12 protein-coding genes and 1 tRNA gene are annotated in these 12,939 nt (G+C 61.5%); 5 read left to right on the plus strand and 8 right to left on the minus strand.

From position 1 onward, the window contains the following. Positions 1–689: 689 nt before the first annotated feature. The gene (locus ACIPG5_RS06690; RefSeq protein WP_401373910.1) at positions 690–1,289 is read left to right on the plus strand and encodes a hypothetical protein; all 600 of its coding nucleotides are present in this window, start codon (positions 690–692) and stop codon (positions 1,287–1,289) included. Then, positions 1,286–3,322, plus strand: coding sequence for an acyltransferase family protein (locus ACIPG5_RS06695; RefSeq protein WP_401373912.1), 2,037 nt, complete (start codon positions 1,286–1,288; stop codon positions 3,320–3,322). Before ACIPG5_RS06690 ends, ACIPG5_RS06695 begins: the two co-directional genes overlap by 4 nt. A 441-nt stretch (positions 3,323–3,763) precedes the next feature. Here the strand turns inward: ACIPG5_RS06695 and ACIPG5_RS06700 are convergent. The 5 genes from ACIPG5_RS06700 to dapA form a co-directional block, all read right to left on the minus strand. Next, positions 3,764–3,853, minus strand: a tRNA-Ser gene (locus ACIPG5_RS06700). A 92-nt stretch (positions 3,854–3,945) separates the two neighbouring features. Then, positions 3,946–4,656, minus strand: coding sequence for a phosphoribosylaminoimidazolesuccinocarboxamide synthase (gene purC, locus ACIPG5_RS06705; RefSeq protein ID WP_016392503.1), 711 nt, complete (start codon positions 4,654–4,656; stop codon positions 3,946–3,948). Between the two features lie 31 nt (positions 4,657–4,687). Further along, positions 4,688–5,446, minus strand: a complete 759-nt coding sequence (locus tag ACIPG5_RS06710) for an MBL fold metallo-hydrolase (RefSeq protein WP_176518123.1) — start codon at positions 5,444–5,446, stop codon at positions 4,688–4,690. Then, positions 5,447–6,565: an outer membrane protein assembly factor BamC gene (gene bamC / locus ACIPG5_RS06715; RefSeq protein WP_236193587.1), complete on the minus strand. Its 1,119-nt coding sequence runs from the start codon at positions 6,563–6,565 to the stop codon at positions 5,447–5,449. Positions 6,566–6,580: 15 nt separating this feature from the next. Then, the gene (gene dapA, locus ACIPG5_RS06720) at positions 6,581–7,468 is read right to left on the minus strand and encodes a 4-hydroxy-tetrahydrodipicolinate synthase (protein WP_236193589.1); all 888 of its coding nucleotides are present in this window, start codon (positions 7,466–7,468) and stop codon (positions 6,581–6,583) included. Between the two features lie 260 nt (positions 7,469–7,728). Between dapA and ACIPG5_RS06725 the strand changes: the two genes are divergently transcribed. Both ACIPG5_RS06725 and ACIPG5_RS06730 read left to right on the plus strand, forming a co-directional pair. Then, positions 7,729–8,289 carry a glycine cleavage system protein R gene (locus ACIPG5_RS06725; protein ID WP_008097509.1) on the plus strand — a complete coding sequence of 187 codons (561 nt, stop codon included), beginning with the start codon at positions 7,729–7,731 and terminating at the stop codon, positions 8,287–8,289. 11 nt (positions 8,290–8,300) lie between these two features. Then, positions 8,301–8,774, plus strand: coding sequence for a peroxiredoxin (locus ACIPG5_RS06730; RefSeq protein ID WP_286912552.1), 474 nt, complete (start codon positions 8,301–8,303; stop codon positions 8,772–8,774). A 120-nt stretch (positions 8,775–8,894) separates the two neighbouring features. Here ACIPG5_RS06730 and ACIPG5_RS06735 read toward each other — a convergent pair whose 3' ends face one another. Both ACIPG5_RS06735 and ACIPG5_RS06740 read right to left on the minus strand, forming a co-directional pair. Next, complete coding sequence (locus tag ACIPG5_RS06735) at positions 8,895–9,965, minus strand: AI-2E family transporter (RefSeq protein WP_236236599.1); 1,071 nt, start codon at positions 9,963–9,965, stop codon at positions 8,895–8,897. Between the two features lie 20 nt (positions 9,966–9,985). Continuing rightward, the gene (locus ACIPG5_RS06740; RefSeq protein ID WP_401373917.1) at positions 9,986–10,225 is read right to left on the minus strand and encodes a sulfurtransferase TusA family protein; all 240 of its coding nucleotides are present in this window, start codon (positions 10,223–10,225) and stop codon (positions 9,986–9,988) included. 108 nt (positions 10,226–10,333) lie between these two features. On the opposite strand from ACIPG5_RS06740, the gene ACIPG5_RS06745 reads away from it, so the two are divergent. Next, complete coding sequence (locus ACIPG5_RS06745; protein WP_236193597.1) at positions 10,334–11,770, plus strand: M48 family metalloprotease; 1,437 nt, start codon at positions 10,334–10,336, stop codon at positions 11,768–11,770. A 33-nt stretch (positions 11,771–11,803) separates the two neighbouring features. Here ACIPG5_RS06745 and nadA read toward each other — a convergent pair whose 3' ends face one another. Then, the gene (nadA, locus tag ACIPG5_RS06750; protein WP_401373919.1) at positions 11,804–12,862 is read right to left on the minus strand and encodes a quinolinate synthase NadA; all 1,059 of its coding nucleotides are present in this window, start codon (positions 12,860–12,862) and stop codon (positions 11,804–11,806) included. Positions 12,863–12,939: the final 77 nt, after the last annotated feature.

A 12,939-nucleotide genomic window follows, 5' to 3' on the forward strand; every position in this document is an offset into this window, starting at 1 on the left:
GGGCTCTTTGCCAGTCCAATACGATCGGTAGGCCGACACTGTCACGACGTCCCCTGCTCGCAAATCGCCGCTGAACCCGCCAGCACCACCCTCTACCGCCATCAGATACTGCTTATGAACAGCAGACACGTCGACTCGCTCAACGAGAGGCAGCGGCTTTCCATTGAGGGCAGCGCTCCTGACCACCGCACTGTGACCGAACTGGAAAGAACCCATCTAGATCCGTTGTGAAGCGCTGTGCAGCCTGGAAGGGATACGCATTGCTACCCCCGCCTTGCGCATGGCCGTCCATGACGAAAGTTGACCTCCGGACTCAACCCGTTGGAGCAGATCGGTGCCGCTGGCATTCAAAGGGTAGATCTGCGCGCCGGCGAGTGAAAAACCATGCAAATCCTGCAGCGCCCTCACCGTTGTCTGCATGGTCGTTGCGCTCCTCGATCTTTCTCAACAGATAACGGTTTGTGCCGAAGGAAGAGCGTATAAAAACCGAATCGCCAGTCATGGACGCCTCAGTTTCGCTTTCCGCCAAGACGCTAGTCGATCCTAATAGCGCTGCCAGACTTGACCCCGCCCTCGCCCAGGATCGCAGCAATAAGCCTTTTCTACCTATGGGTGTGGATTGCATGAATAATGGCAATTTGATACATTCCCGCGTTTTTTTCACACTACTCAATTCAGGCTCATAAGGGATGGCCAGAGTGACCAAACGAAGTAACGTAGTTGTCATAGCAGTTGCTGGGTTGGTAATGGCAATGGTTATCGCCCTGGCTGAGTGGCGACTGGATAAAAAAAACATATGGGATGAGTTGGTACAAGACGCTCCAGAGACGCCGGAGCTTGCTGCAGACTACTTGAGGGCCGAAATAACTGGTTTCAGTAACGCCCAGCTATCAAATTTAGCCAGATCAATCATTGAAACAAGGGACATCGGGTTTTCCCAGAAGCTGACCAACGCATTCATTTACTCCGGCAAAGACAGAGAAAGCAAACAGCTGGCCGTACTGATTGCAGAGCAGGGATTCATTATCAAGAACGACCTAATCTTGGCAAACCGTGCCGCCCTTGAATACAAGACGGGGCGATTCATATCGAAAAATTATGAAAAAGCCACGACAATCCTAACAAGTCCACTCCTTGCACACGTACCCATTTCAAAATTCTATCTAGCAGAAATCCTATTGGACGACAGCAATCCGAATAGGGACCCCAAAACAGCCAGACAACTACTTAACGAGTCAGCAGCCTCAGGCATAGAAGCGGCGAAGAAAAAGCTTAAGGAAATGATGTGAGCGCTTTGAAGTACAGATCAGATATTGATGGACTTCGGACGCTTGCCGTTATAGGGGTTATCCTTTTTCACCTGAGCGTGCCATTCATACCAGGTGGATTCGTTGGCGTTGACGTATTCTTTGTTATCTCTGGCTTTTTAATTACTGGCCTGATACGTGACGCGGTAACACGAGAGCAGTTTAGCTTCGCTAGTTTCTACATCAGACGCGCAAGACGACTGGTACCTGCGGCAGCGTGCACGATCATCGCTTCGTTCATCCTCTCGGCCCTCCTTCTATCTGCTGAGCACTTCAAGAACTCTGCCGCCGCCTCAGTGGCTGCGCTATTCTCGGCCTCCAACATATGGTTCTGGCTTGAGAGCGGTTACTTTGATTCATCAGCGCTGACCAAGCCCCTGCTTCACACCTGGACGCTTAGCGTCGAGGAACAGTTCTACATGGTATGGCCGGCCGCTCTGGTGTTTCTGCTATCAGCGCGCAGCCGCTGGGTTGCTCCTGCGATACTGTTCATCTCGGGCTGCATGAGCCTCTACTTCGCCTGGGCCTGGATCCGCCTCGACCCAATGTCACCGTTCTTCCTCATGCCTTTCCGGATCTATGAATTTGCGATTGGAGCGCTCCTTGTGTGGGCCCCGACAAACCGGATGCCCAACCCAGTCAACGAAGCCCTGCTCGTAGCCGGGATTGCCGCAATTATGTGGTGCATGGCGATATTCACCGAGAATACACCTTTCCCCTCATTCACAGCCCTTCTTCCCTGTGCCGCCGCTGCCTTGGTCATCTACTCAGGGGGCGCCAGGCGAATGGGGTGGCTGCTGAGAAACCGAGCAATGACATGGGTTGGCCAGCGGTCCTATTCCCTCTACCTGACACACTGGCCTGTCATCGTCTTCTACAACTACTACATCTTCACTCAGCCAAGCGCCTTGGACATAGTCCTAATGAGCGTGATTACCCTGGCGACTGCCCAAGCTCAGTACCGCTATGTTGAGGTGCCTCTGCGCATGCGTGGCGCCGCCAGCCCTACTGTGAGCAACAAGCGCTTTACTGCATACCTTGCAGCGCTAGCGAGCTTGCTGGTGGCTTGCGGCTTGACGGTTTATTTGCAGAACGGATGGGAATGGCGTATTGCGCCTGACGACCAGCGGGCGTCAGAGGTAACACAGACAATCGATTTACGTCGCAATGACTGGCACAACTCACTGATTTCTACCTACGCGAATTCCCATGATGTTGGATCGAGAAACCCAGATGCGAAGACCGCGCTCATAATCGGTGACAGCCACGCCGCGCACATCGGTGGGACATTCGACTATATCGGCAAAAAGTATAATATCAAAGTGACGCTCTGGTACTACGTAGGGTGCAACCCACTCTTCGGTACAACGCACATCTTTGCAGCACCCGATCCGCGCGAGGAAGGTTGCCGGATACAAAATAATGCTTGGGAGAACCACCTGAAGACAACCAAGTATGACTATGTGATCATTTCCTCACGGTGGGCGTGGGCCGTGGAACCGAGCCAATACGGCCCGTATAAAGTGCCGCAACAGTACATTGTGGACACCGCCAACCCAGTGAAAACAATCGAAGCCTCCAGAAAGGTCTTTGCGGAAAAACTGAGCAGCACGGTAGAGGCGGTACTGAAGAGCGCCGGGCAAGTGATTGTATTCGCACAGTCGCCGAACATTGGAAAGTCTCTGGATGGCTGCGACAATGTTCCAAGATATATTCTGAGCGAGCGCCAGATTATTGAGCGGTGTAAGTCCTTGGATAAGGCCACTGTCCTGCAACGACAGGCATTTACCAACAACGTGATTCGTAGCATCGCATCCACCCGGGAGCGGGTACACGCTGTCATTCCCACAGAGCTCTTCTGCGGCAATGAACAAGAAAACTGCGTAACGTCAGTCGACGGCTATCGACTATTCCAAGACGAGACTCATTTGACCGTCGAAGGCGCGAAGTATCTCGCAATGCAATGGGAGAAAACTGCAACATTCCCCTTTGGCAAGCTTGCCTCCAGTAAATAGCTCTCCCTCAGGGCGGCGCTAAAAACGGCCGCTCTATCACAGCATGCCGAGAGTCTGCGTACCACAGAATTTCAAAGCCGCGCGAGGCGCATCTCTGCAGTCGAAACAGCCCTGAGCGAAAGGGCCATGCCTGACCTTGCCCAAGCCAACGCACAGGGTGCCTGCCTTGGCCTATAGATGGAGCATGTTCTATTGCGTGGCGACATCGAGCGATGTGGAGATTTTGGTCGACCATGCCGCCAGCCAGCTGCCGGCCGAACTGGCCAGCTGTGCACAGCTGTGGAGTGCTCATCAGTCAGGGCCGCCCCCTACCACCGCTAGCCTGTAGCAGCCTGCCAAGGACTGGTGCGGCGGAGAGTTGCATTGCCCAAACATCAGAATCAAAAACGACGAAGCCCCCGAAAACTTTAACGTTTCCGGGGGCTTCGTCTACTTCGCGTATGGCGGAGAGATAGGGATTTGAACCCTAGGTACTGTTGCCAGTACAACGGATTTCGAATCCGTCCCGTTCGACCACTCCGGCATCTCTCCAATGCCGCGCATCATACCAGCGAATTCTGAAAACGCAAACCTTTATTTTCAAAAAAATCGCGTGGTATCAGGCGCTTGCGTGAACGCGCCGGTTACAGCGGCACGCCCAGGCGCTTGGCAACTTCTTCGTAGGCTTCGATTACGTCGCCCAGGCCCTGGCGGAAGCGGTCCTTGTCCATCTTCTTGCGGGTTTCCTTGTCCCACAGGCGGCAGCCGTCGGGGCTGAACTCGTCACCCAGGACGATCTGGCCGTGGAACACGCCGAACTCCAGCTTGAAGTCGACCAGCAGCAGGCCAGCATCGTCGAACAGCTTGCTCAGCACTTCGTTGACCTTCAGCGACAGCTTCTTCATCTCCACCAGCTGCTCGGCGGTGCCCCAGCCGAACGCGACAACGTGGGATTCGTTGATGAAGGGGTCGCCCTTCTCGTCGTTCTTCAGGAACAGCTCGAAGGTGGACGGCTCCAGCTTGATGCCCTCCTCCACGCCCAGGCGCTTGACCAGGCTGCCGGCGGCATAGTTACGCACCACGCACTCGACCGGGATCATGTCCAGCTTCTTCACCAGGCACTCGTTGTCGCCCAGCAGCTTGTCGAACTGGGTCGGCACGCCGGCTTCTTCGAGCTTCTGCATGATGAAGGCGTTGAACTTGTTGTTCACCATGCCCTTGCGGTCGAGTTGTTCGATGCGCTTGCCGTCGAACGCCGAGGTGTCGTTACGGAACAGCAGGATCAAGCGGTCGGCGTCGTCGGTCTGGTAAACCGATTTGGCTTTGCCGCGGTAGAGTTCGTCGCGTTTTTCCATGGTGGAGGGCTCCGCTTGCTTGAGTGTTGGGCTAGGCGATTTCGCGCCAGTCGAGCCCATGTTCCTGATTCGCCACCTGGAGCCAGTCCGGGTCGCACCCAAGGGTGTCGACAAAGCACTGGCGGGCCAGTTGTGGCAGGTTGTTCTTGCTGCTGAGGTGGGCCAGCACCAGGTGTTGCAGGTTGCTCCAGCCCAACTCTTGCACCAGGCTCGCGGCCTGGTGGTTGTTCAAATGGCCTTGCATGCCGCCCACGCGCTGCTTGAGGAAGTACGGGTAGTGCCCGCGCGCCAGCAGGTCGCGGCAGTGGTTGGCTTCGATCAGCAGGGCGTCCAGGCCTTGGTAGCGCTCCAGCAACCGGGTGTCGTAAGAGCCCAGGTCGGTGAGCATGCCAAAGCGCCGGCGGCCGTCGCTGAGCACATACTGCAGCGGCTCGTAGGCATCGTGCTCGACCCGCGCCGCGCTCACGTCCAGGCAGCCGATGCGCAAGGTGTCGCCACAGGCGAGAAAACCGGCCACCTCCACCGGCTTGCGCAGGCCGCGCAAGGTCCCTTGGCTGAGGTAGACCGGTACATTGTAGCGCCGTGACAGCAAGCCCACCCCATGCACATGGTCGGCATGTTCGTGGGTGACCAGTACCGCGCTCAACTGCGCCGCCGACACCCCGAGCAGCGCCAGGCGCCGCTCGGTTTCGCGCAGGGAAAAGCCGCAATCGACCAGGATGAACGTGTCACCACTGGCGATCAGCGTGCCATTTCCCTGGCTGCCGCTTCCAAGTACCGCGAAGCGCACTTAACCCAGGTGGTCCTGAATGGCGCTCAGCACGCGGCGGGCGACATCGGCCGGGGCCACGGTGTTGATGTTCTTCTCGACGGTAACCTGCACGCTCTCACCCACCTTGCTCAGGCGGACCTGGTAGCGCTCGGCACGGGCTTCACGCTCTTCCTTGGTCGGCTCGCTGCCGAACATGCGGCTGAAGAAGCCCGGCTGGTTCTGCTTGTCGTCCGGCTTTTCCGACAGGTTGATGTAGTACAGGCCCAGGCTGCGGTTGATGTCCTCGACACGCCACTCGCCACCCTGCTCCAGGGCACGGCCCACGCCGGACCAGGCGCGGTCCAGGTCGGCGCCCAGGTACAGCACCGGGTTGCCGCTGCCGTCTTCGCTCAGGCTGACGCGGCTTGGCGCGTCGAAGTCGCGCGCGGCCAGCAGCGAAACCGAACCGCCCTTCTCGGCGCTGCGGTTCATGCTGGCGAGCATTTCGTCGACCAGCAGCGCATCGGCGCCGGTGTTGCTGGAGCTGGACGGGAATGCGGTGTCGGCCGTGCTGCCCGCCGGGCGCTCGACGCTGACGATGTACACCTCAGAGGTGTTGCGCTGCACGCCAGGCTCCATGCGAACACGCACGCGCACTTCGCTGTCACCGCTGCTGGCGGTGCTGGCCAGGCGCTGGCCGAGCGATGCCGACAGTTCGTCGAAACGCTGCCAGGTGGTGTTGAATTCGCCGGTTTGCGGGCGCTCTTCAGCGATGCGGAAACCGTTGTCCTCGAAGAACTGACGGGCCACCGGCCAGACTTCGGCCGGCGAGCGCTGGGCCAGCACCCAACGGCTGCTGCCGCTGCGCTGCAGGGTGAAATCGCTGACTTCGGCACCGCCAACCAACGGCTGCGGGCGCGGCACTTCGAACTCGCCGGTGGCGCGGTCGTCGGCCACGTTGCGCGGGATCGGCAGCAGCGGGTCGAGGCGCTTGACGCTGCTGGCGTCTGGCGGCAGCTGCATCGGCGCGGTGGGGTGGGCCTGCAGGTAATCGCTGCCGCGGTCGCGGAAATAGCCATCCTCGCCCCACAGCCAGCCACACCCACTGGTGCTGGAGATAATCAGGGCGAGCGCGGAAAGACCAGCCAGTCGCTTCATGCGGTGTACTTCCTCTTAAACCAGTACGCCGGACTGGCGCAAGGCAGTACGGACTTTTTCGTGACAACCTTCGCTCAGCCAGGTCAGCGGCAGGCGAATGCCTTTGTGCATCAGGCCCATTTCCACCAGCGCCCATTTCACTGGGATCGGGTTGGCTTCGCAGAACAGGTCCTTGTGCAGCGGCATGAGTTTTTCGTTGATCGCGCGGGCCTTCTCGGCATTGCCCTCAAGGGCGGCCTCGCACAGATCGGCCATTTCGCGCGGGGCGACGTTGGCGGTAACGGAGATGTTGCCCTTGCCGCCCATCAGGATCAGCTCGACGGCGGTCGGGTCATCGCCGGACAGGACGATGAAGTCTTCGCTCACGCCTTCGATGATGGCCTTGGCGCGCACCAGGTCGCCGGTGGCTTCCTTGATGCCGATGATGTTCGGCACGCTCGACAGGCGGATCACGGTCTCGGCCTGCATGTCGCAGGAGGTGCGGCCGGGTACGTTGTAGAGGATCTGCGGGATGTCGACGGCTTCGGCGATGTGCTTGAAGTGCTGGTACAGGCCTTCCTGGGTCGGCTTGTTGTAGTACGGCACCACCAGCAGGCAGGCGTCGGCGCCGGCGTTCTTGGCGTTCTGCGTCAGGTGCACGGCTTCGGCGGTGGAGTTGGCGCCGGTGCCGGCAATCACCGGGATCGGCTTCTTGCTGTGCTTGACGCGCTCGACCACATGCTTGATGACCAGGATGTGTTCTTCGACATCCAGCGTGGCGGACTCACCGGTGGTGCCGACAGCGACGATCGCGTGGGTGCCATTTTCCAGGTGGAAGTCTACAAGTTTGTCGAGGCTGCCCCAGTCAAGACGCCCTTGTGCATCCATGGGTGTGACCAATGCCACCATACTGCCCGCAATCATGTAACTGCTCCTGCCGGAAAAAGAGAGCGGTAATGGTACTGGGGGCATCGGCCTTGCACAAGCGAAGCAGGCGGGCGGAGCATTCCCCTCGGCGCCTTATTTCGCTACCCTTGGCCCTTTGATCGGTGCAGCGCGGCCCGCCGGGCCGTCGACCCTGCTCCCCGGCCTGCGTCCACGTCCTCGCTTGCGAGCCCCGGGCCCTGCCGACAGGAGGCTTTTGCCCGTCCTGCATCGACCGCTCATCGCTTTAGGAATGCTGCATGTCCACCCCCACCGTCCGCGAACAATTCCTCGTCATCAGCGCCTTGGGCCCCAACCCGATGGAGCTGGCCAACGTCCTCAGCCGCGCCGCCTTCGAAAACCGCTGCGCGGTGGTCACCTCGCGCCTGAGCCGGCATGGCGAGACCAGCGCCCTGGTCCTGCAGGTGGGCGGTAGCTGGGACGCCCTGGCGCGCCTCGAATCCACCCTGCCGGGCCTGGGCAAGAAGCACGGCCTGACCCTCGACGTGGTGCGCAGCGCCGACCAGGAGGTACGCCCACAGGCCCTGCCTTACGTGGCCTACGTCAGCGCCGCCTACCGCCCGGACATCATCAACGAGCTGTGCCAGTTCTTCCTCGACCACCGCGTCGAGCTCGAAGCCATGACCTGCGACACCTACCTGGCGCCGCAGACCGGCAGCAGCATGCTCAATGCCCAGTTCACCGTGATCCTGCCGGCCGGCACCCAGATCAGCTGGCTGCGCGACCAGTTCCTGGACTTTGCCGACGCCCTGAACCTGGACGCGCTGATCGAACCTTGGCGCCCACAGAACCCCGTGTAAGGAAACCTGCCATGGCTGTAGCAATCGACCAACCCGTCGCCGACTTCCAGGCCCAGGCCACCAGCGGCCAGGCCGTGAGCCTGAGCGGGCTCAAGGGCCAGCAGGTGGTGCTGTATTTCTACCCCAAGGACAGCACCCCGGGCTGCACCACCGAAGGCCAGGGTTTCCGTGACCAGCATGCAGCCTTTGCCGCGGCCAACACCGTGGTGTTCGGCGTGTCGCGCGATGGCATCAAGTCGCACGAGAACTTCAAGGCCAAGCAGGGCTTCCCCTTCGAGCTGATCAGCGACAAGGACGAGGCGCTGTGCCAGCTGTTCGACGTGATCAAGCTGAAGAAGCTGTATGGCAAGGAATACATGGGCGTGGACCGCAGCACCTTCCTGATCGACAAGGATGGTGTGCTGCGCCAGGCGTGGCGTGGGGTGAAGGTGCCGGGGCATGTGGATGCCGTGTTGGCGGCGGCCCAGGCGCTGGATAAAGCCTGAGAACGAACGGGGCCGCTTCGCGCCCCATCGCCGGCAAGCCGGCTCCCACAGGTACAGCGTGCACCGCACCTGTGGGAGCCGGCTTGCCGGCGATGGGGCGCGAAGCGGCCCCGATTGCATTCAGAGTATCGGTGACACACTCGGCTCCTGCCGCGGCCAGGCATCCAGCACGGCCTTGATCAGCGTCGCCAGCGGGATGGCGAAGAAGATCCCCCAGAACCCCCACAACCCGCCAAACAGCAGCACCGCGCAGATGATCGCCACCGGGTGCAGGCTCACCGCCTCGGAGAACAGCAGCGGCACCAGCACGTTGCCATCGAGGGCCTGGATGATCGCGTACACCGTCATCAGGTAGATGAACTGGTCGCCCCAGCCCCACTGGAACAGCGCAATCAGCGTCACCGGCACAGTCACCACCACCGCCCCCACATATGGCACCACCACCGACAAACCCACCAGCAGCGCCAGCAAGGCGGCATAGTTGAGCCCCAGGCTGATGAAGGCAATATAGGTGGCGACCCCGCAAATCAGGATCTCGATGCCCTTGCCGCGGATGTAGTTGGCGATCTGCCGGTTCATCTCGCTGCCCACCCGGTTGAGCAGGCTGCGCTGGCGCGGCAGGTAGCCGCTGACCCAGCGCCCGATCAGCTCGCGGTCCTTGAGGAAGAAGAACACCAGGATCGGCACCAGCACCAGGTAGATCATGGCGCTGACCAACAACGGCAGGCTCGACAAGGAGAAGGTCAGCGCCCACTGGCCGAACTTGCCGATCTCGCCACGCACCGACTCGATGGCGCGCAGCACCTGCTCGTCCGACACCAGGTGCGGGTAGCGCTCCGGCAACAGCAACAGCAGCGATTGCCACTTGCTGAGCATGCCCGGCAATTCGTTGAACAGGGTGATCAGCTGGTGCCACAGCAGCGGCACCAGCACCAATAGGAACACCGCCAGCGCCCCCATGAACAGGGCGAACACCAGCATCACCGCGAGCCGGGTCGGCACCCGGATGCGCTCCAGGGCATTGACCAGGCCCTGCATCAGAAACGCCAGCACCATCCCCGCCAGCACCGGCGCGAGCATGCCGCCAAGGGTCAGGACCGCGGTGAAGGCCAGGAACAGCAGCACCGCCAGCACCACCGCCTCTTCATCGGAGAAGTAGCGATGCAGCCAGTCGCGAAGCACTTTGAACATTGACGATCCTTGATTGAGACTCAGGCCTTGCGCAGCCAGTAGGTATAGGTGCCGGCCTCGGCCGTTTCACGCAGCAGCGTATGACCGGCCAACTGGGCAAAAGTGCGGAAGTCGCGCTGGGAACCGGCGTCGGTGGCGATCACCTTGAGCACCGCACCACTGCCCAGGCGATTGAGCTCCATCTTCGCCTTGAGCAGTGGCAGTGGGCAGTTCAGCCCGCTGGCGTCGAGTTCGGCGTCGCAGGTCAGGGTGTCATTCATCGGGGCATTCTCCACAGGCGGGGCAGACAGGCTGGCTAGGATACCGCCACTGGTCGCCAACGTGTGAGCCGGCTACAGTAGGTGCTTTATCCGACGCGAGCTTCGTGCATGAACCTACTGCGCCCCACCCTGCTGACGCTGGCCTGCCTGATGGCCCTCCCCGGCCATGCTGACGACCTGCCATCGCTGGGCGACGCCAGTTCCGCGATCGTCTCGCCACAGCAGGAACACCAGCTCGGCCGCGCCTGGCTGAGCCTGCTGCGCGGCCAGGTCAACCAGCTGAACGACCCGCAGCTCAAGGACTACGTCGAGACCACCGTGTACCGCCTGGCCGAAACCAGCCAGCTGCAGGACCGACGCCTGGAATTCATCCTCATCGACAGCAAGGAACTCAACGCCTTCGCCGCCCCCGGCGGCATCGTCGGGGTCAACGGCGGCCTGTTCCTCAACGCCCAGACCGAAGGCGAATACGCCTCGGTGCTGGCGCACGAACTGGCGCACTTGTCGCAACGCCACTTCGCCCGCGGCGTCGAAGCCCAGCAACGCATGCAGCTGCCGATGATGGCCGCGCTGCTGGCCGGTATCGTGCTGGCAGCAGGCGGCGCGGGCGACGCCGGTATCGGCATGATTGCCGGCACCCAGGCCGCGGCGATTCAGGAACAGCGGCGCTTCTCCCGGCAGAACGAGCAGGAAGCCGACCGTGTCGGCATCCAGAACCTGGAAAAGGCCGGTTACGACCCGCGCAACATGCCGACCATGTTCGAACGCCTGGCGCGCCAGTACCGTTACGATGCCAAGCCGCCCGAATTCCTGCTGACTCACCCGGTGACCGAATCGCGTATCGCCGACACCCGCAACCGCGCCGAGCAGGCGCCCAAGGGCGGCGTCGAAGACAGCCAGCGCTACCAGCTGATTCGCGCACGCGTGGCGCTCACCTATGAAGGCACGCCCGGCCTTGCCGCCAAGCGCTTCCGCGCCCAGCTCGACGAAGACCCGAAGCTCGATGCAGCCCGCTATGGCCTCGCCCTGGCGCAGATCAAGGGCGGTCAGCTCAACGAAGCACGCGAGAACCTCAAGCCGCTGCTGGCCAAGGCGCCCAACGACATCACCTACAACCTGGCGCAGATCGACCTGGACATCACCAACAACCGCCTGGCCGATGCCCAGCAGCGCGCCGAGCGCATGCAAGGCCTGTATCCGGGCAACTACCCGCTCAAGCAGGTGCGCGCCGACCTGCTGGTCAAGCAGAACAAACCCGCCGAGGCGGAGCAGGTATTGAACGATCTGCTCAAGAGCCGCCCGGACGATCCGGATGTGTGGTACGACATGGCCGAAGTGCGCGGGCTGTCGGGCAACACCATTGGCCTGCATCGGGCGCGGGCCGAGTACTTCACCCTGGTGGGGGATTTCGACCAGGCGATCCAGCAGCTCGATTACGCCAAGCGCCGTGCCGGGGGTAATTTCCCGCTGGCATCGCAGATCGACCAGCGCCAGCGCGAGATCATGGAGCAGCGGCGCATGGTGCAGGAGATGATGGGGCGGTGAGATTCCGGGGGGCGCTTTGCGCCCCCGACAATGTCAAGCGTTACCCGAAAGCCTCAGCCGCGCCGCCTGGGTAAAGTCCAGCATCCGGTTCAACGGCTTGATCGCCTTGGGCACCAACGCCGGGTCGACGAAAATCTCGTTGCTCCCGTTACGCAGGCAATCCAGCACCCGCTCCAGGGTATTCATCGCCATCCACGGGCAGTGCGCGCAGCTGCGGCAGGCCGCGCCGTTGCCGGCGGTCGGCGCCTCGACGAACTCCTTGTCCGGGCACAGCTGCTGCATCTTGTAGAAGATGCCGCGGTCGGTGGCGACGATGAAGGTCTTGTTCGGCAGCGTCTGCGCAGCCTTGATCAGCTGGCTGGTGGAGCCCACCGCGTCGGCCAGTTCGATCACCGCTTCCGGCGACTCGGGGTGCACCAGGATCGCGGCGTCCGGGTACAGCGCCTTCATGTCGGCCAGCTGGCGCGACTTGAACTCTTCGTGGACGATGCACGCACCGTCCCACAGCAGCATGTCGGCACCGGTCTGCTTCTGGATGTAGCGGCCCAGGTGCTGGTCCGGCCCCCAGATGATGGTTTCGCCGTTGTCCATCAGGCTTTCGACGATCTCCAGCGCACAGCTCGAGGTCACCACCCAGTCGGCCCGGGCTTTGACTGCCGCCGAGGTATTGGCGTAGACCACCACGGTGCGTTCCGGATGCTGGTCGCAGAAGGCCGAGAACTCTTCGACCGGGCAGCCCAGGTCGAGCGAGCAGGTGGCCTCCAGGGTCGGCATCAGCACGCGTTTTTCCGGGGTGAGGATCTTGGCCGTTTCGCCCATGAAGCGCACGCCGGCGACGATCACCGTTTCGGCGGGGTGGTTCTTGCCGAAGCGGGCCATTTCCAGCGAGTCGGAAACGCAGCCACCGGTTTCTTCGGCCAGCGCCTGGATCACCGGGTCACAGTAATAGTGGGCGACCAGCACGGCGTTCTGCGCCTTCAGCTCGGCAGCGATGGCCGCACGGTATTCGGCCTCCTGCTCGGCGGTCAGCGGGTTGGGCTGCTTGGCATCGAGGTGGGCCTGAACCAACAGGCGTTCGGAAATCTGGGTCATGATCGCGGGACCTGCAGGCGCGCATGCGCGTCGAATCGAGTGTACCACCCGGCCCTGGCAGATCGGCTAAGGGGGCC

This window comes from Pseudomonas sp. NPDC087029 (genome assembly GCF_044745345.1).
Classification (GTDB): domain Bacteria; phylum Pseudomonadota; class Gammaproteobacteria; order Pseudomonadales; family Pseudomonadaceae; genus Aquipseudomonas; species Aquipseudomonas faucium.